Annotated in this window: 19 protein-coding genes and 1 pseudogene; 11 read left to right on the top strand and 9 right to left on the bottom strand. The window is 70.2% G+C overall.

All coding sequences use genetic code 11. From position 1 onward, the window contains the following. Nucleotides 1-251 precede the first annotated feature (251 nt). Together B7X32_RS09365 and B7X32_RS09360 are read left to right on the top strand one after the other, a co-directional pair. Nucleotides 252-1,424, top strand: coding sequence for an aminotransferase class I/II-fold pyridoxal phosphate-dependent enzyme (locus B7X32_RS09365; RefSeq protein ID WP_292718823.1), 1,173 nt, complete (start codon nt 252-254; stop codon nt 1,422-1,424). Then, nucleotides 1,421-2,860 carry an MFS transporter gene (locus B7X32_RS09360; protein WP_292718821.1) on the top strand — a complete coding sequence of 480 codons (1,440 nt, stop codon included), beginning with the start codon at nt 1,421-1,423 and terminating at the stop codon, nt 2,858-2,860. The genes B7X32_RS09365 and B7X32_RS09360 overlap by 4 nt, the downstream gene beginning before the upstream one ends. On the opposite strand, the gene B7X32_RS09355 is transcribed toward B7X32_RS09360, so the two are convergent. Beyond that, a complete protein-coding gene (locus B7X32_RS09355) occupies nt 2,823-3,392 on the bottom strand; it encodes a TetR family transcriptional regulator (protein WP_292718819.1) in 570 nt (189 codons plus the stop codon). The genes B7X32_RS09360 and B7X32_RS09355 overlap by 38 nt on opposite strands. 99 nt (nt 3,393-3,491) lie before the next feature. On the opposite strand from B7X32_RS09355, the gene B7X32_RS09350 reads away from it, so the two are divergent. From B7X32_RS09350 to B7X32_RS09335, 4 genes are all read left to right on the top strand, one after another. Next, nucleotides 3,492-4,061 (top strand): biotin transporter BioY, encoded by a 570-nt coding sequence (locus tag B7X32_RS09350; RefSeq protein ID WP_292718817.1) that lies wholly within the window; start codon nt 3,492-3,494, stop codon nt 4,059-4,061. Beyond that, complete coding sequence (locus B7X32_RS09345; protein ID WP_292718815.1) at nt 4,051-4,731, top strand: ABC transporter ATP-binding protein; 681 nt, start codon at nt 4,051-4,053, stop codon at nt 4,729-4,731. Before B7X32_RS09350 ends, B7X32_RS09345 begins: the two co-directional genes overlap by 11 nt. A 10-nt stretch (nt 4,732-4,741) precedes the next feature. Then, nucleotides 4,742-5,344 (top strand): energy-coupling factor transporter transmembrane component T, encoded by a 603-nt coding sequence (locus B7X32_RS09340; protein ID WP_292718813.1) that lies wholly within the window; start codon nt 4,742-4,744, stop codon nt 5,342-5,344. A gap of 105 nt (nt 5,345-5,449) precedes the next feature. Then, nucleotides 5,450-7,048 carry an ABC-F family ATP-binding cassette domain-containing protein gene (locus B7X32_RS09335; protein ID WP_292718811.1) on the top strand — a complete coding sequence of 533 codons (1,599 nt, stop codon included), beginning with the start codon at nt 5,450-5,452 and terminating at the stop codon, nt 7,046-7,048. A gap of 120 nt (nt 7,049-7,168) precedes the next feature. Here B7X32_RS09335 and B7X32_RS09330 read toward each other — a convergent pair whose 3' ends face one another. The 4 genes from B7X32_RS09330 to B7X32_RS09315 all read right to left on the bottom strand — a co-directional run bounded on the left by B7X32_RS09330 (nt 7,169) and on the right by B7X32_RS09315 (nt 9,196). Continuing rightward, on the bottom strand, nt 7,169-7,996 hold the full coding sequence (locus B7X32_RS09330) for an SURF1 family cytochrome oxidase biogenesis protein (protein WP_292718809.1): 828 nt from the start codon (nt 7,994-7,996) through the stop codon (nt 7,169-7,171). Further along, nucleotides 7,993-8,217, bottom strand: a complete 225-nt coding sequence (locus B7X32_RS09325; protein WP_292718807.1) for a hypothetical protein — start codon at nt 8,215-8,217, stop codon at nt 7,993-7,995. Before B7X32_RS09325 ends, B7X32_RS09330 begins: the two co-directional genes overlap by 4 nt. Beyond that, a complete protein-coding gene (locus tag B7X32_RS09320) occupies nt 8,214-8,546 on the bottom strand; it encodes a DUF3099 domain-containing protein (RefSeq protein WP_292718805.1) in 333 nt (110 codons plus the stop codon). Before B7X32_RS09320 ends, B7X32_RS09325 begins: the two co-directional genes overlap by 4 nt. A 62-nt stretch (nt 8,547-8,608) precedes the next feature. Beyond that, complete coding sequence (locus tag B7X32_RS09315; protein WP_292718803.1) at nt 8,609-9,196, bottom strand: DUF4190 domain-containing protein; 588 nt, start codon at nt 9,194-9,196, stop codon at nt 8,609-8,611. A gap of 119 nt (nt 9,197-9,315) precedes the next feature. Here B7X32_RS09315 and fabG point away from each other — a divergent pair, with 119 nt between their 5' ends. Further along, nucleotides 9,316-10,026: a 3-oxoacyl-ACP reductase FabG gene (gene fabG, locus B7X32_RS09310; RefSeq protein ID WP_292718801.1), complete on the top strand. Its 711-nt coding sequence runs from the start codon at nt 9,316-9,318 to the stop codon at nt 10,024-10,026. Nucleotides 10,027-10,041: 15 nt separating this feature from the next. Here fabG and B7X32_RS09305 read toward each other — a convergent pair whose 3' ends face one another. The 3 genes from B7X32_RS09305 to B7X32_RS09295 form a co-directional block, all read right to left on the bottom strand. Beyond that, complete coding sequence (locus tag B7X32_RS09305; protein WP_292718799.1) at nt 10,042-10,734, bottom strand: alpha/beta hydrolase; 693 nt, start codon at nt 10,732-10,734, stop codon at nt 10,042-10,044. Nucleotides 10,735-10,826: 92 nt separating this feature from the next. Next, entirely contained in the window at nt 10,827-11,462 is a 636-nt protein-coding gene (gene serB / locus B7X32_RS09300) for a phosphoserine phosphatase SerB (protein ID WP_292718797.1), read from the bottom strand. A 64-nt stretch (nt 11,463-11,526) separates the two neighbouring features. Continuing rightward, nucleotides 11,527-12,771 carry a glucose-1-phosphate adenylyltransferase gene (locus B7X32_RS09295; protein ID WP_292718795.1) on the bottom strand — a complete coding sequence of 415 codons (1,245 nt, stop codon included), beginning with the start codon at nt 12,769-12,771 and terminating at the stop codon, nt 11,527-11,529. 46 nt (nt 12,772-12,817) lie between these two features. On the opposite strand from B7X32_RS09295, the gene glgA reads away from it, so the two are divergent. The 3 genes from glgA to B7X32_RS09280 all read left to right on the top strand — a co-directional run bounded on the left by glgA (nt 12,818) and on the right by B7X32_RS09280 (nt 15,144). Then, nucleotides 12,818-14,002, top strand: a complete 1,185-nt coding sequence (glgA, locus tag B7X32_RS09290) for a glycogen synthase (protein ID WP_292718793.1) — start codon at nt 12,818-12,820, stop codon at nt 14,000-14,002. A 16-nt stretch (nt 14,003-14,018) separates the two neighbouring features. Beyond that, complete coding sequence (locus B7X32_RS09285; protein WP_292718791.1) at nt 14,019-14,801, top strand: ABC transporter ATP-binding protein; 783 nt, start codon at nt 14,019-14,021, stop codon at nt 14,799-14,801. An 85-nt stretch (nt 14,802-14,886) separates the two neighbouring features. Further along, nucleotides 14,887-15,144 (top strand): type B 50S ribosomal protein L31, encoded by a 258-nt coding sequence (locus B7X32_RS09280; protein ID WP_045273153.1) that lies wholly within the window; start codon nt 14,887-14,889, stop codon nt 15,142-15,144. 51 nt (nt 15,145-15,195) lie between these two features. Here B7X32_RS09280 and B7X32_RS09275 read toward each other — a convergent pair whose 3' ends face one another. Next, nucleotides 15,196-15,417 carry a hypothetical protein gene (locus B7X32_RS09275; protein WP_292718788.1) on the bottom strand — a complete coding sequence of 74 codons (222 nt, stop codon included), beginning with the start codon at nt 15,415-15,417 and terminating at the stop codon, nt 15,196-15,198. A 733-nt stretch (nt 15,418-16,150) separates the two neighbouring features. Here B7X32_RS09275 and B7X32_RS09270 point away from each other — a divergent pair. Then, nucleotides 16,151-16,503: pseudogene (locus tag B7X32_RS09270) on the top strand (hypothetical protein); the annotation flags it as partial.

Here is a 16,503-nt window from a genome sequence, read left to right as displayed (position 1 = left end):
GCATCAACTGGGTGTGGATGCCGCCGTGGGGTCCCGAGCGGATCACCGACGACGGTCGCGACCAGATGCGCGCTCTCGGCTTCGCGATCTGACATGCAACGGCTCAATGCTGCGAAGCAGCGTTGAGCCGTTGTCGTGTCAAGGTCGAGCGAGCACGCCGGAGGCGAGCGAGTCGAAACCTCACCTTCAGGGTCTGACGCCGTATGACGGCGTCAGACCCTTCGTCGTCCGCGCCTCGATAGGCTCGAACGGTGACCATCGCCGCCCGCACCGCAGCCCTCCAGGCGCTGCCGCTCGATCAGCTCCGCCGTCGCACCAGCACCAAATGGCGGACGTATCCGGAAGACGTGCTGCCGCTGTTCGTGGCGGAGACGGACTTCCCGCTGGCGGATGCGATCACCGAGCGCCTGCACGCGGCGGTCGAGCTCGGCGACACGGGGTACACCCCGCCGGATCCCGGTCTGCGGGACGCGTTCGTCGCCTTCTCCCAGCGCCGGTTCGGCTGGAGCGTGCAACCCGCGCGCGTCCGGTCCACGTGCGACGTGATGATGGGCGTCGTCGAGATCCTTCGTGCCGTCCTCACGCCGGGGGATCGCGTGATCGTGGCGCCTCCGGTGTACCCGCCGTTCTTCGACTGCGTCGAGGAGGCCGGGGGCGTGGTGGAGCGTGTGCCTCTCCTCGACGTCGACGGATCCTGGATCCTCGATCTCGAGGGGATCGAGCGGGCACTCGCGGCCGGTGCGCGCGCCATTCTGCTGTGCAACCCGCACAACCCGACCGGGACCGTGCACAGCCGCGCGGTGCTCGCGCGGCTCGCGGAGCTCGCGGCCGCGCACGGTGCCGTCGTCGTGAGCGACGAGATCCATGCGCCGCTCGTGCAGCCCGGCGTCCCCTACACGCCGTTCCTGGCCGCATCGCCGCTCGCCGAGGAGGTCGGCTACACGGTCACGAGTGCGAGCAAGGCGTACAACCTCGCGGGGCTCAAGTGCGCGGTCATGGTGACGGCGAGCGAGCAGACCGCCGAGGTGGTGCGCGGGCTCCCGCCGGAGGTGGAGTGGCGGACCGGTCTGTTCGGCGCGATGGCGGCCGTGGCAGCCTGGGATCCCGCGAGCGACGCCTGGCTGGACGCGCTCCTCGTCGCGCTCGACGAGAACCGACGCCTTCTCGGCCGGCTGCTCGCCGAGCACATCCCGGAGGCGCGCTATCGTCTGCCCGACGCGGGCTATCTCGCCTGGGTCGACCTCGGCGACCTCGGCTGGGGCGACGATCCCGCAGGGCGCATCCTCCGCGAGGCGAGGGTCGCTCTCAACCGCGGACCGACGTTCGGCGCCGAGGGAGCCGGGCACGTGCGCATCAACCTCGGCTGCGCGCCGGAGGTGCTGACCGAGGCCGTGCTGCGGATCGCGGCGCTGGTGCGGCGGTGAGCGCCGGCGCGACGACCGCGACGATCTGGGATCGGCATCGCCTCGGCATCACGATCGGATCCGTGGTCCTGATCTTCCTCGCCGCGATCGAGGCCCTGGCGGTCACGACGGTCATGCCGCTGGTCGCCGCCGACCTGCACGGCGAGGCGCTGTACGCCGTGGCCTTCGCCGGGACGCTGGCGACGGGGGTGATCGGGATGGTCGCTGCCGGGGCGTGGAGTGACCGGTCGGGGCCGCGAGCGCCGCTCTACACCGCGGTCGTGCTGTTCATCGCCGGACTGCTGATCGCGGGCGTCGCCACCGACATGTACGTCGTGATCCTCGGCCGCCTCATCCAGGGCCTCGGTGCGGGCGGTCAGACCGTCGCGCTGTATGTCGTGGTCGCCCGCGTGTACCCGGCGCAGCTGCACGGCCGGATCTTCGCGGCCTTCGCCGCGGCCTGGGTGGTGCCCTCGATGATCGGCCCGTTCCTCGCGGGCGCCGTCGCGCAGTACCTGCACTGGCGGTGGACGTTCGTCGGGGTCGCCGTGCTGACGGTGATCGCGTTCGTCCTCGTGGTGGTGCGGCTGCGCGCGGTCGACCTGAACGCGCATCCGGACGGCTCCTCGGGGAGGTCGGCCGCCGCACCGGACGGCGGGCGGATCGGTATGCGGATCCTCCTCGCCGTCATCGTGGCGATCGCCGCGGTCGCCATCGGGTTCGCGGCGGACGCCGCCCCGGCGATCGGCTGGCCGCTCGCCCTCGTCTCGGTGGTGGTCATCGCGTTCGCGATCAGGCCGCTGCTGCCGGTGGGCTCACTGCGCGCGGCGCCGCGCCTGCCGAGCGTGGTGCTCATGCGCGGGCTCGTCGCGGGGGCGTTCTTCGCTGCGGAGGCCTACGTGCCGAGGATGCTCATGGAGCGCTTCGACTTCAGCCCGACGATCGCCGGCCTCGCCCTCACCGCCGCGGCTCTCGCGTGGTCGGGCGCCTCCGCCGTGCAGGGCCGCTACGGCGAGCGGCTGGGGAGCCGCCGGATGGTCGTGATCAGCGCCGCGCTCCTCCTCGTCGCCTTCCTCGTTCTCGCGGTCGTCGCCGTGTCCCACGCCCTGCCCTGGATCGTCGTCGTGCTGTGGGGCATCGCAGGCGGAGCGATGGGACTGCTCTACCCGCGTCTCACCGTGCTCACGCTGGCCTACTCGACGCCCGCCGACGAGGGGTTCAACTCCTCGGCGCTCTCGATCTCGGACGCATCGGGCTCGGCCGTCACGATCGCGGTCGCGGGGCTGCTGTTCGTGAGCCTCCCGATCGCCGGGTCCGGGTTCCCCGTCGTGTTCGCACTGGCGGCCGCGGTGCTGCTGGTCGCCACGTTCCCCGGGCTGCGGATCGGGGATGGTCCGGGGGCGATCGACGCGGAGGCCGTCAGCGCAGCGTCGTCGTCAGACCCGCGCCGCGGCTGAGCAGCGCGATCCCCGTCTCGAAGACGGCGGCGTCCTCATCGCCGGTCGGATCGGCGGGGGAGGCCGCGGCTCCGTGGCTCTCGCCGTGCATGCGCTGCTGCACGAGAGTGGTGTGGCCGAGGATGAACTGCAGCACCGCCGTCGCCGCGAGGCCGGCGTCGGGGATGCTCGGCGACAGGGCCGCTCTGAGTGCATCCTCGGCACGGGACCGGCCGGGGCGCAGGGCGGCGGAGCTCAGCACGACCTCGGCGCCGTCTCGGTAGGAGAGCAGCGCGTCCCGCACGGCATGCGCGGCGCGGAGGAGGTCTGTGTCCTGCTCCGCATCGGGCATCCGCGCCAGGATGCGATCCGACACGGCGGCCAGCAGATCCTGCTTGCTGTCGAAGTGCCAGTACAGGGCGCTGGGCTGCACCTCGAGCTCCGTCGCCAGGCGCCGCATGGTGAGGTCGGGCAGGCCGTATCGGTCGAGCAGCGCGAGCGCGACCCCGATGATGTGTTCGCGGTCGTGGCGTCCGGTGCGTGCGGGGGTCATGGGGGTGAGTATACTGAACGCCGTTCAGGTGAACGCTGTTCAGGTAAGCGATCGGCCGTACCGGCACCGGCGCTCCACCGCAGATCCGAAGGGGATCCCATGACCTCGACCTCTCGCCCTTGGGGCGCAGACGCCGCTCGCATCGCCGTGTTCGCGGCGCTCATCATCGCGCTGGGACTCGTGATCGTCCCCCTGCCCGGGGGTGTGCCGATCACCGCGCAGACGCTCGGGGTGATGCTCGCGGGCCTCATCCTCGGACCGCGTCTCGCGCCGCTGTCCGTGTTGGTCGTGCTCGCTCTCGCCGCAGTGGGGCTGCCCGTGCTGGCGGGTGGCCGCGGCGGACTGGGCGTCTTCGTCGGTCCGAGCGCGGGGTATCTCCTGGGATGGGTCGCGGGGGTCGTCGTGATCGGCCTGATCGTGGGCGCGCGGCGCGTCACCTGGTGGCGTGCGGGTCTCGCGGCGGTGCTCGGCGGCATCGTGGTCGTGTACCTGTTCGGGATCCCGGTGCAGGCGCTGGTGACCGGTGTGCCGCTCGGCCCGACGGCCCTGTCGAGTCTCGCCTTCCTCCCCGGCGACCTCCTCAAGGCGGTCGTCGCCACCGTGCTGTGCGTCGCGCTGCAGCGCGCCTATCCGCGGGCGTTCCGGCGGACGGCCGTGCGTGTCGCCTGACATCGAGCTGCGCGCCGTCTCGCTGCGGCTGGACGGGCGCACGATCCTCGATGACGTGTCGGTGCGGCTGACCGCGCGCCGGACGGCCGTGATCGGAGCGAACGGATCCGGCAAGTCGAGCCTGGCCCGGCTGCTGAACGGACTGCATGTCGCGACCGCCGGCACCGTGAGCGTGGGCGGTCTCGATCCCGCTCGCGAGGTGCGCGAGGTGCGACGCAGGGTGGGGTTCGTGTTCGCGGATCCGGAGGCCCAGATCCTGATGCCGACGCCCGCCGAGGATCTGGCGCTGTCGCTGCGCGGGGCTCCCGCGGACGAGCGCGCGGCGCGCGTGGACGAGGCCCTCGCCCTGTGCGGGCTCGCCGCGTTGCGCGATGCGCCCGCCTCGGAACTCTCCGGAGGGCAGAAGCAGCTGCTCGCCCTCGCTTCCGTACTGATCGCCCGTCCGCGCCTCGTCGTCGCCGATGAGCCCACCACCCGCCTCGATCTGCGCAACAGCCGGCGCATCGGCGATGTGCTGCTCGAGGAGCTCGACGTGCCCCTCGTGCTCGTGACGCACGACCTCGAGCTCGCGCGGCGCTGCGACGAGGCCGTGCTCGTGGACGAGGGGCGCGTGCTCGCCCAGGGCGCCCCGGACGATGTCGTCGCCGCGTATCTGCAGGCCTGCGTGTGAGGATCCGCGGATGATCTCCCTCTACCGTCCCGGATCCGGATTCCTGCACCGGGCGCCCACAGGGCTGAAGCTCGCGCTGCTGGCCGCGATCGCGCTCGGGCTCTCGTTCGTGCCGGCGACGCCCGCTGCTGTCGTGCCGATCTGCGGCGCGGTCGCAGCGGCGAGCGTGCTCTTCCTCCTCGGCGGGTTCGGCGTGCGCGCGCTCGGGGAGGCCTGGTGGCGATTGCGCTGGCTCATCCTCATCCTCGGCGCCGCGCTCGTGATCTTCGTGAGCGTGCCGGCGGCGATCGTGAACACGGGCCGGGTCGTGGTGCTCCTCCTGCTCGCCGAGCTGGTCACCCGCTCGACCTCGATGAGTGCGCTCATGGGGGCGATCGAGCGGCTGCTGCGCCCGCTGCGGCCGCTCGGCGTGGATGCGGACGCCGTCGCACTGGTCCTGTCGCTGACCATCACGATGGTGCCGGTCGTCGGCGGCTTCGTGAGCGCCGTGCGGGAGGCCCAGGAGGCACGGGGCGTGCGCCTGGGGCCGCGGATGGCGGTGCCGCTGCTCGTGCGCACGATGCGCCATGCGGACGCGGTCGGGGAGGCCCTCGCGGCCAGGGGGCTCGGCTGAGGTCGATGCCCGCCCGCGACGCGCAGATCCGGTCCAGGCGGGCGTCCTATACTGGGAGGCTGGCCATCCGGCCGCTCACCCCCTTCTGAAGAACGGACGTCCGCTGTGCTCGCCGTGCACGACCTCGAGATCCGCGTGGGAGCGCGCCTCCTCATGGAGAACGTGTCCTTCCGCGTCGCCGACGGCGACAAGATCGGCCTCGTCGGCCGCAACGGCGCCGGCAAGACCACGCTGACGAAGGTGCTCGCCGGCGACCTGATCGCCGCCGACGGCAAGGTCGAACGCAGCGGCGAGCTGGGCTATCTGCCGCAGGATCCGCGCTCCGGCGACCCGGAGATGCTCGCCCGCACCCGGATCCTGGACGCACGCGGACTCGGATCCCTCACCCTGCGGATCCGCGAAGCGTCCGAGCTCATGGGCTCCGACGACCCGGCGGTCGCGGAGAAGGCCATGCGCCAGTTCGGCAACCTCACCGAGCGCTTCGAGGCGCTGGGAGGGTACGCCGCGGAGGCGGAGGCCGCGTCGATCGCGAACAACCTGTCGCTGCCCGACCGGATCCTGGAGCAGCCGCTCAAGACGCTCTCCGGCGGCCAGCGCCGCCGTATCGAGCTCGCGCGGATCCTGTTCTCCGACGCGCAGACGATGATCCTCGACGAGCCCACCAACCACCTCGACGCGGACAGCGTCGTGTGGCTGCGCGAGTTCCTCAAGGGCTACAAGGGCGGGCTGATCGTGATCAGCCACGATGTCGAGCTCGTCGGCGAGACCGTGAACCGGGTGTTCTACCTGGACGCGAACCGTCAGATGATCGACATCTACAACATGAACTGGAAGAACTACCTCCGTCAGCGCGTCGCCGACGAGGAGCGCCGCAAGAAGGAGCGCGCGAACGCCGAGAAGAAGGCGACGTCGCTGCAGCAGCAGGCCGCCCGGTTCGGCGCGAAGGCCAGCAAGGCCGCCGCCGCGCACCAGATGGTGGCCCGCGCGGAGAAGCTCCTCTCGGGGCTCGACGAGGTGCGCCAGGTCGACCGGGTCGCCAAGCTGCGCTTCCCGAAGCCCGCACCGTGCGGCAAGACGCCGCTCATGGCGTCCGGGCTGTCGAAGTCGTACGGCTCACTGGAGATCTTCACCGACGTCGACCTCGCGATCGACCGTGGTTCCAAGGTCGTGGTTCTGGGGCTGAACGGTGCCGGCAAGACGACGCTGCTGCGGATCCTCGCGGGCGTCGACCAGCCCGACACCGGACAGCTCGAGCCGGGGCATGGGCTCAAGGTCGGTTATTACGCGCAGGAGCACGAGAACCTGGACGTGAAGCGCTCGGTGCTGGAGAACATGATGTCCTCCGCCCCCGATCTCAACGAGACCGAGGCGCGCAAGGTCCTCGGATCCTTCCTGTTCACAGGCGAGGACGTGCACAAGCCGGCCGGAGTGCTCTCCGGCGGCGAGAAGACGCGCCTCTCGCTCGCGACGCTCGTCGTCTCGGCGGCGAACATGCTGCTGCTCGACGAGCCCACGAACAACCTCGACCCGGCATCGCGCGAGGAGATCCTCGGCGCTCTCGCGCACTACGAGGGCGCGGTCGTCCTCGTCTCGCACGACCCCGGCGCCGTGGAGTCCCTCAACCCGGAGCGCGTGCTGATCCTGCCCGACGGCGTCGAGGACATCTGGTCCCAGGAGTACCAGGACCTCATCGAGCTGGCCTGACCCGCTCGCTCGCGCCGCCTCGCCTGATCCGCGAGGCTCCAACTGGGCGACGAGACTGCACTCCAGAAGTGCAGTCTCGTCGCCCAGTTGGAGTCTCGCGGTAGGAGCGGGGCGTTGGGGTCAGTGCTGGACGGCGTCGAGCAGGGCGTCCTCGTCGGCCATGTCGCGGTCGCGACGGCGGCGTGGGTCGCGGGGCGCGCGTCCGGCAGCCTCGTCACGGTGCTTGACGATCTCGGTGCGGATCACGTAGCCGATGAAGATGAACCCCATGATCGCGAACAGGATCCACTGGATCGCGTACGACAGGAACGGTCCTGGATCGTCGGACGGGGCCTCGAACGCGTGCGGACGCGTCGCCGGCGCGGGGGACTCGCTGACGAGTTCGCCGTAGGCCCCGGTGTCGACGGCGGTTCCGCCGCCGATCTTGTCCGCCACCAGCGCGAGGTTGATGCTGGGCACCTGACCCTCGGGAGCCCCGCGGCCGGACGGCGGCAGGGGCTCGGCAGGACGCAGGCGTGCGACGACCTTCGCCTCGCCCGAAGGAGGCGACGGGATCGACGTCGGCACATCGGATCCGTCCCCGGCGATGACCCACCCGCGGTTCACGATGAAGACGCGTCCGTCATCCGTGCGGAACGGCACGAGCACCTCAAAGGCGCTGGTGCCGCCGTGCGGGCGGTTGCGCACCAGGAGCTGTCCGGACGGCTCGTAGCGCCCGTGCAGCTCGACGGGGTGCCACTGCGACTTCTGCGGCAGCGCCTCACCGGGGGAGAGCAGCTGATCGAGCGGGACGGGCTTCGCGTCGTAGTTCTGCTGCACCAGCTCGAGCTGGGTCTGGCGGCCGTCGTTGCGGGAGAACTGCCAGTTCGACAGATAGGCGCACACGACCGCGAACACGATCGCGACGGCGAGATAGGCGCTCCAGCGGAGCAGGCGCTGACGCATCATTCGGGTTCGCCCTCGCCTTCGCCCACGGCGTCGTCGATGCGGGCCGGGAACTCCCTGGCGCGCAGGTAGTCGTAGAGGAAGCGCAGATGCTCGTCGCACGCGAGCCAGATCTTCTCCCGCTCAGGAGCGTGGATGCGCGGATTGCGCCACACGATCCGGTGCGTCGCCGCGGAGCGGCAGCCGGCGCGGGAGCATTTCAAGGCGGGTTCGCGGGCGATCACGAGCGCGGCTCGGCGGGGTGCGCGGCTGTCTCGGAGATCGTGATCACCGGGGGGACGCTCGGCGCGGGCGGGGGCGTCTCATCGCGCGCCTCGATCTGGATGCGGGGCGACTCGACGCCGGTGGGGACGGAATCGTCTCCGGCATTCGCGAAGACGACCGCGATGTAGGGAAGGACCGCCGCGGCGATGCCGAACACCCAGGTCCACCAGCCCATCGGCTGGACCACGAACATCAGCACGAAGCAGACCATGCGGATCGACATCGTGATGACGTAATGGCGCACGCGGTCCCTTGCCTCGTCGCGTGGTGCGCGCGGCAAGGAGGTCACGGCGGCGTCTGGAGTCCTTCTCACGATGACTCCAGCCTACGCCGCCGCGACCTCGCAGGCGCTCAGTAGCCGTAGCTGTTGTTCAGCGAGACGGCGTAGACGATCGCGAAGATCAGGAAGGCGCCGATGATGACGCCGAGGGCGATTCCGACGTAGCCGGTGATGACGCCGGTGAGTGCCAGGGGCTTGCCGCCGAGCGTCGAATCGTTCTTGATCCTCTTGAGCGAGATGTGCCCCATGATGACGGCCGCGAGGCCGAGGCCCAGCGGCAGGATGAGGTACACCCAGCAGAACAGGACGCTCGCGATGCCGCAGATCATGGAGGCGATCGCGAGGCCGTTCGACTTCAGCGGCGTGGCGTACGGCTGGCCGTAGGGCTGCCCGTACGACGGCGCCGGGTATCCGGGCGCGGCGGGAGCGGCGCCCGGATACGACGGTGCGGCGGGCTGCTGCCCGGCCGGGGCAGGGTAGCCGGGCTGCTGCGGTGCGGCGGGCTGCTGCGGCGCTGCGCCGGGGTAGGCGGGTGCCGGCGGGACCGGAGCCTGCGGTGCCGCCGACGGGTAGGACGGCTGCTGCGGGGGCACCGGGGCGCCCGGATATGCGGGGGGCTGCTGCCCCTGGGGCGGGATGCCGCCGTTGTCGTTGCTCATGACTGTTCCTCCTGGGTCAACACACAGATTTCCGTGCTCTCAGGGCCCTGTCAATTCCTGTCGCCACATCCGCTCGATAGGCTTGCGAGCCGTACACCTCGATTTCTTGGGAGCCCTGCATGAGCACTGATCGCGTCGTCCTCGTCACCGGCGGAAACCGCGGCATCGGTCGCGCGATCGCCGAGCGCTTCGTGCGCGACGGCTACCGCGTCGCCGTCACCGCGCGCAGCGGGGAAGGCCCCGAGGGCACGCTGACCGTGCGCGCCGATGTCACGGACGCGGCGGCCGTGGACGCGGCGTTCACGGAGGTCGAGCAGAAGCTGGGTCCGGTGGAGATCGTCGTCGCGAACGCCGGCATCACGAAGGACACCCTGCTGCTGCGGATGAGCGAGGACGAGTTCGACAGCGTGGTGTCGACGAACCTCGGCGGTTCCTTCCGCGTCGTCAAGCGCGCGTCGAAGGGGATGCTCAAGGCGCGGTTCGGCCGCGTGATCCTGATCTCCAGCGTGGTCGGGCTCTATGGATCCGCGGGGCAGATCAACTACGCCGCGTCCAAGAGCGCCCTCGTCGGCTTCGCCCGTTCGCTCACCCGCGAGCTGGGCGCCCGCGGGATCACCGCGAACGTCGTCGCGCCCGGTTTCATCGAGACCGACATGACCGCCGAGCTGCCGGAGGACACCCAGAAGCAGTACAAGGCGAGCATCCCCGCGGGGCGCTTCGCCTCCGCGGACGAGGTGGCCGGCGTGGTCACGTGGATCGCCTCCGATGACGCCGCGTACATCTCGGGCGCCGTCATCCCGGTCGACGGCGGTCTCGGCATGGGGCACTGAGCCGCGCCGACCGCGTCAGCGGACGGCGGCGACCATCAGCTCCGCGAGCCGTTCCGGGGCCGAGTACTGCGGCCAGTGGCCGGATCCGATCCGCACGACCTCGGCGTCGCGGATGCGGCGGTACTCGTCGCCGTAGGAGCCCCACTGCGCGAGGTATCCCTCGAGTTCGGGCTGTGTGAGCGAGCCCATGAGCAGGGTGACGGGCACGTCGTAGCGGGACGGATCCGCGAGGGCGATCGGATCCGTCGGCACCTGCGCGGGAACGCTCTGCGCGGTGCGCGCTACCTCCGCACGGGTCTGCGCGTCGAGGTCCGCCACGTCGCCGGCGTCGAAGAAGTCCCAGCCGGGGAACGGGATGACCCCGTCGACCACCGGGAACTCGCTGATCCCGCTGCCGTTCGGCGGGGGCACCGTGTCGACGAACACCGCACGGCGCACGCGGTCGGGCCGCGCATCCACGGCGCCCCAGATGACGTTGCCGCCTCCGGAGTGGCCGACGAGCACCACGTCGCCCTGCACCTCGTCGATCGCGGCGACGACCGCGGCGATCCAGTCGTCCATGCGCAGGCCGGCGGATCCGGACGACGGGACCCCGACGCCGGGCAGCGTCAGCGGGCGCGGGGTGTGGCCGGCGTCGCGGAGCGGTGCGAGGACGGGCGCCCAGGAGTCGGCGTCGAGCCAGAGGCCCGGAACGAGGATGATGTCCATGTCCCCACGCTAGACAGGCCCACCGACAGAGCGCCAGGCGCGAGGGCGCGTGGTGTGAGGGCGTCAGGGCGCCGGCGCAGGGCCGAAGTGCGTCAGGGCAGGAGCGGGATGACCTGGGACAGGTCGACCGGGCCCACGACGAGGGAGGCCGCCGCGCGCACGGCGGGCTTGGCGTTGAAGGCGAGCCCGAGCCCCGCCGCCGCCATCATCTGCAGGTCGTTCGCCCCGTCTCCGATCGCGATCGTGGCGCGGGGTGCCACGCCGAGTTCGTCGGCCCACTCCCGCAGCGACGCCGCTTTGGCTGCGGCATCGACGATGGCGCCGTCGACCCGCCCGGTCAGCGCATCGTCCGCGACCTCGAGCCGGTTCGCGCGCCACCGGTCCACGCCGAGCTCGGGCGCGACGGCGTCGAGGATCTCGTGGAAGCCGCCCGAGACCACGCCGACCACGCCGCCGCGCTCGTGCACCGCGGCGATGAGCTCGCGCACCCCGGGGGTCGGCTCGATGCGGCTTCGCACCCGCTCGAACGCGGACGTCGGGACGCCGGTCAGCGCCGCGACGCGCGAGCGAAGACTCGTCGCGAAGTCGACCTCGCCGCGCATGGCGGCCTCTGTGGCGGCCTGCACCTCGGCCCGGCGGCCGGCCTCCTCGGCGAGGAGCTCGATCACCTCATTGCGGATCAGCGTGGAATCGGCATCGAGGACGACGAGGAAGCGCGCGGAGGTCACCCGACGAGCGTAGCGGCCCGAGCCTCTCGCCCTCGTCGGGATGACGGCCCGCGACGGGAAGCGCTCAGCGCTCGATCCGCACGCCCTTGCCGACCACGGTGAGCCCGGTCTCGGTGATCGTGAAGCCACGGTCGAGATCGCGCTCGCGATCGACGCCGACGGTGGCGCCGTCGAGCAACACCACGTTCTTGTCCAGGATCGCCCTGTGCACCCGCGCACCCTGCCCGACCCTGACGCCGTCGAACAGCACCGAGTCGGTGATCGTCGATCCGCCGGCCGCGAGCGTCCACGGACCGACCACGCTGCGTTCCAGGTGCGTGCCGGAGAGCACCGATCCGAGGGAGACGATCGAGTCGATCGCGTTGCCGATCCTGCCCACGGAGTCGCGCACGAACTTCGCGGGGGGCGAGTTCACCGCCTGCGAGTGGATGGGCCACTCCATGTTGTAGAGGTTGAAGATCGGCAGCGTGGAGATCAGATCCATGTGCGCGTCGAAGAACGACTCGATCGTGCCGACGTCGCGCCAGTACGAACGATCGCGCGGGGACGAGCCCGGTACGTCGTTCTGCTTCATGTCGTAGAACCCGGCCTCGCCGCGACCGACGAAGTAGGGGACGATGTCGCCGCCCATGTCGTGATTGGATCCGGCCAGCTCTCCGTCGGCCTCGACGGCCTCGATGAGCGCGTCGGCGTCGAACACGTAGTTGCCCATCGAGGCGAGCACCTCGTGCGGCGAGTCGGGGAGGCCCGTCGGATCCGAGGGCTTCTCCAGGAACTGGTTGATGCGCCCGGAGTCGCCGTCCGCGACGTCGATCACGCCGAACTGCGAGGCCAGGGCGAGCGGCTGCCGGATGCCCGCGACGGTCGCTCGCGCTCCGGACTCGATGTGCGCATCGATCATCTGACGGAAGTCCATCCGGTAGACGTGGTCGGCGCCGATGACCACGACGATGTCCGGCTTCTCGTCCAGGATCAGGTTCAGGCTCTGCAGGATCGCGTCCGCGGATCCGGAGAACCAGCGCTTGCCGAGTCGCTGCTGCGCGGGCACCGAGGTGACGTAGGAGTCGAGCAGGGCGGACATCCGCCAGGTCTGCGAGATGTGCCGGTCGAGGCTGTGGGACTTGTACTGCGTGAGCACCACGATCTGACGCAGACCCGAGTTGATCAGGTTGGAGATCGCGAAATCGATCAATCGGTACTGCCCCCCGAAGGGCACGGCAGGCTTGGCTCTATCCGCCGTCAGAGGCATGAGCCGCTTGCCCTCGCCGCCGGCGAGGATGATCCCGAAAACCTTCTTTGGTGCCGACATGGGTCCACCATAGAGCCACGTCGATGCATGTACTAGCGTTCACGACATGCGCGTCGACATCATCACCAAGGAGTACCCGCCGGAGATCTACGGGGGAGCCGGCGTGCATGTCGCCGAGCTGGTGAAAGCCCTGCGGGAGAGCGTCGACGTGCGGGTCAGAGCCTTCGGCGCGGACCGGGATGAACAGGATGTGACGGCTTATCGAACTCCCGCGGAACTGGCCTCGGCGAACGCGGCGCTGCAGACGCTGGGCACCGATCTGGTCATCGTGCCGGACGTCTCGGGCGCCGACGTCGTGCACAGCCACACCTGGTACGCGAACTTCGCGGGGCACATCGCGTCGCAACTGCACGGCATCCCGCATGTGCTGACCGCGCACAGCCTGGAGCCGCTGCGGCCGTGGAAGGCGGAGCAGCTCGGCGGCGGCTATGCCGTCTCGAGCGGCGTGGAGAAGCTCGCCTACGAGAACGCCGCCGCCATCATCGCGGTGAGCGCCGGGATGCGCGCGGACATCCTGCGCAGCTATCCGCAGGTGGATCCGGCGAAGGTGCGGGTGATCCACAACGGCATCGACGTGGAGGCCTGGCGCCCGGTCGAGGACCCGGCGTTCGTACGCGCCCAGGGCATCGATCCGGACCGGCCGTCCGTGGTCTTCGTGGGACGGATCACGCGCCAGAAGGGGCTGCCCTACCTGTTGCGGGCCGCGGCGCTGCTCCCGCCCGAGGTGCAGCTCGTGCTGTGCGCCGGAGCGCCGGACACGCCGGAGATCATGGCGGAGGTGCAGGAGCTGGTCCGGGGGCTGCAGGCGACGCGCCAGGGCGTGGTGTGGATCGAGCGGATGCTGCCCCGCCACGAGCTCTCGGCCATCCTGACCGCCGCGACGACCTTCGTGTGCCCCTCGGTGTACGAGCCGCTGGGCATCGTGAACCTCGAGGCGATGGCGTGCGGCGCTGCCGTCGTCGGCACGGCGACGGGAGGGATCCCGGAGGTCGTGGACGACAGGGTGACCGGCCGGCTGGTGCCGATCGAGCAGGTACAGGACGGCACGGGGACCCCGGTGGATCCGGACCGCTACGTCGCGGATCTCGCCGCCGTGCTGACCGAGGTCGTGTCGGATCCGGCGCAGGCCAGGGCCTACGGGGAGGCCGGCCGGCGCCGCGCGGCGGACGAGTTCAGCTGGGGTGCGATCGCCGACACGACGAGGGCGCTCTACGAGGAGCTCACGGCCTGACCGTTAGGCTGAAGGCATGTCTGCCGTCCTCGAATTCTCGGACGTCGTGGTGCGCCGCGACGGCCGCAACATCGTCGATCACCTCTCCTGGACCGTCGAGGACGACCAGCGCTGGGTCGTGCTCGGCCCCAACGGCGCGGGCAAGACGACGCTGCTCCAGCTGGCCGACACCCTGATGCACCCGACGCAGGGTCGGGTGGACATCCTGGGGGAGACCCTCGGCCGCACCGACGTGTTCGAGATCCGTCCGCGGATCGGGTTCGCCTCCTCGGCGATGGCCCGCCGGATCCCGGCCGACGAGACCGTGCTGAACACCGTCATGACGGCGGCCTACTCGGTCATGGGGCGCTGGAACGAGTCTTACGAGTCGATCGACGAGCGCCGCGCGATGCGGGTGCTCGAGCAGTGGCATCTGGAGCATCTCGCGGAGCGCCACTTCGGCACGCTCAGCGACGGCGAGCAGAAGCGGGTGCAGATCGCGCGGGCCGTGATGACCGACCCCGAGCTGCTGCTGCTGGACGAGCCGAGCGCGAGCCTCGATCTCGGCGCGCGTGAGGAGCTGCTGGCCCTGCTCGGCGGATTCGCCCAGTCGCCGACGACGCCGGCGATGGTCATGGTGACCCATCACGTCGAGGAGATCCCGGTCGGGTTCACGCACGTGCTGCTGCTGCGCGAGGGGGCGATCGTCGCCGCGGGGCCGATCGAGCAGACGCTCACGGCCGAAGCGCTGAGCGACGCGTTCGGCATGCCGATCTCGCTGGACCGGGTCGACGGCCGCTATGCGGCGCGCGCCGCGTGATCTGTTAGAATCGATCCTCGGTGCATTCTGCACCACAGACTTCCCTCGTCTCTGGCACAATCCAGGGCACCACGTAAGGAATCCCATGAAGACTGACATCCACCCCCAGTACCAGGCCGTCGTGTTCCGCGACCTCGGTTCGGGCGACACGTTCCTCACCCGTTCGACGGTCACGAGCGACAAGACGATCGAGCTGGACGGCGTGGAGTACCCCGTCATCGACGTCGAGATCTCCTCGGCCTCGCACCCGTTCTACACGGGCAAGCAGCGCATCATGGACTCGGCCGGCCGCGTCGAGAAGTTCAACCAGCGCTTCAAGAACTTCGGCGGTTCCTCCAAGTAATCGCCTTCGCGAAAGCCCCCGTCCTCGATCGAGGCGGGGGCTTTCCGCTGTCTACGCGGGGAGGTGTCCCTCGGTCCCGGACGGCGATGACCGGATCGTGGCGAGGGCGAATCGGATGCCGTCGATCTTGCCCTCGGCATGGCGGATCACCCGTCGGAAGCGGTTCTTGCGCTTCGGCTCGTGCGCGAACGTCGACTGCAGGAAGTCGATGACGGTCTGCATCCTCTCGATCTCGCGTTCGAGGACGTCGATGCGCTCGGTGTCGGTCGTCATGGCGATCGGGTCTCCCTCCATCGGGTAACCGTCAATTTTACCGCGTGCCCGTCTGCCGGCGCAGAGCGGGCCGCTCAGAGGTCGAGCCGGATCCGGTCTCCGTCGATTCCCCAGGGCGGGTCGCCGGGTGAGGGCGCAGGGGCGGTCCGCCGGGTCTGCCGGTCGCGTTCGGCCTCGGCCTCCAGCGAGGAAGGCGCGAACACGCTGTCGAAAGCCCCGCCGACTCCTCCGCCGCGCCCGGCATAGCGCTTCTTGAGCGGCCTGCGGTGGGTGAGCGTCCAGGTGTCATGTCGGCGACACACCGAGTGTCTCGAAACACATATCGCGCGAGGTGAAACCATTCGGCTCGCGTGGCGCTCCGGGAGCTCAACGAGCAGCTCGCGGCGAGCAAGGCAGAGATGGTGCTTTTGATGGACAACAGCCCAGCGGCTCCCGTACTCAGCGAACTCGGCATCGGCCCTGTCACCGCTCCGGTGATCTTGACTGCCTGGTCTCACCGCGGCCGTTTCCGCAGCAACGAGAAGTTTTCCGAATCCTCAAGTGCTACCTCGCCCGCCGGCTTTCTCGAATGCTCAAGACTCACCACGACACCCCCGCACCGATCTGATCCCCAAGCCCGAAAGGAACAGCCAAAAGTTTCGGGTTGTATCCCAAACGGAGGACGCGAAGAACACTCCGGCAGTTCCATGATGATCCCGATCCAACGATGGGTCATGGACACGGAGGTTCAACGATGCAACTTCGACACAAGATCACAGGGGCTCTGTGCGCGATCGGCCTGCTGGCCGGTGGGGTGCTGGCGTTGGCTGCCCCTGCAGCGGCAGCGACTCTCGCGCCGGCCAGTGTGACAGGCCATGCGATCAAACCGGATCCGAACGCGACGCCCGCGCCGGACAGCAAGAACACCACGGCGGTCCCGATGAGGCCGGCACCGTGCACGCTCACGAACAGCTGCCCAAGACCGAATGCTGCTCTCCAGCTGTGCTCCGCAAAGGCAGCCGCCGCTGGCTTGATCGCAGGAGCCGCATCGCTGGCCTCGGGACCCGGCGCGATCTACGTGGGCGTAGTCAGCTACGCCGGCACGCT

Origin of the sequence: Microbacterium sp. 13-71-7 (genome assembly GCF_002257455.1) — a bacterium.
Taxonomy (GTDB): Bacteria; Actinomycetota; Actinomycetes; order Actinomycetales; family Microbacteriaceae; genus Microbacterium.
The sequence above is the reverse complement of the archived record's forward strand: the minus strand, read 5'-3'. Positions and strand labels throughout refer to the sequence as shown.

Bases quoted from the DNA above. Each gene is read 5' to 3' on its own strand.
- B7X32_RS09355 (WP_292718819.1), bottom strand. From the start codon at position 3,392: ATGACCCCCGCACGCACCGGACGCCACGACCGCGAACACATCATCGGG.
- B7X32_RS09350 (WP_292718817.1), top strand. From the start codon at position 3,492: ATGACCTCGACCTCTCGCCCTTGGGGCGCAGACGCCGCTCGCATCGCC.
- B7X32_RS09340 (WP_292718813.1), top strand. From the start codon at position 4,742: ATGATCTCCCTCTACCGTCCCGGATCCGGATTCCTGCACCGGGCGCCC.
- B7X32_RS09330 (WP_292718809.1), bottom strand. From the start codon at position 7,996: ATGATGCGTCAGCGCCTGCTCCGCTGGAGCGCCTATCTCGCCGTCGCG.
- B7X32_RS09315 (WP_292718803.1), bottom strand. From the start codon at position 9,196: ATGAGCAACGACAACGGCGGCATCCCGCCCCAGGGGCAGCAGCCCCCC.
- fabG (WP_292718801.1), top strand. From the start codon at position 9,316: ATGAGCACTGATCGCGTCGTCCTCGTCACCGGCGGAAACCGCGGCATC.
- B7X32_RS09305 (WP_292718799.1), bottom strand. From the start codon at position 10,734: ATGGACATCATCCTCGTTCCGGGCCTCTGGCTCGACGCCGACTCCTGG.
- B7X32_RS09295 (WP_292718795.1), bottom strand. From the start codon at position 12,771: ATGTCGGCACCAAAGAAGGTTTTCGGGATCATCCTCGCCGGCGGCGAG.
- glgA (WP_292718793.1), top strand. From the start codon at position 12,818: ATGCGCGTCGACATCATCACCAAGGAGTACCCGCCGGAGATCTACGGG.
- B7X32_RS09285 (WP_292718791.1), top strand. From the start codon at position 14,019: ATGTCTGCCGTCCTCGAATTCTCGGACGTCGTGGTGCGCCGCGACGGC.
- B7X32_RS09280 (WP_045273153.1), top strand. From the start codon at position 14,887: ATGAAGACTGACATCCACCCCCAGTACCAGGCCGTCGTGTTCCGCGAC.
- B7X32_RS09275 (WP_292718788.1), bottom strand. From the start codon at position 15,417: ATGACGACCGACACCGAGCGCATCGACGTCCTCGAACGCGAGATCGAG.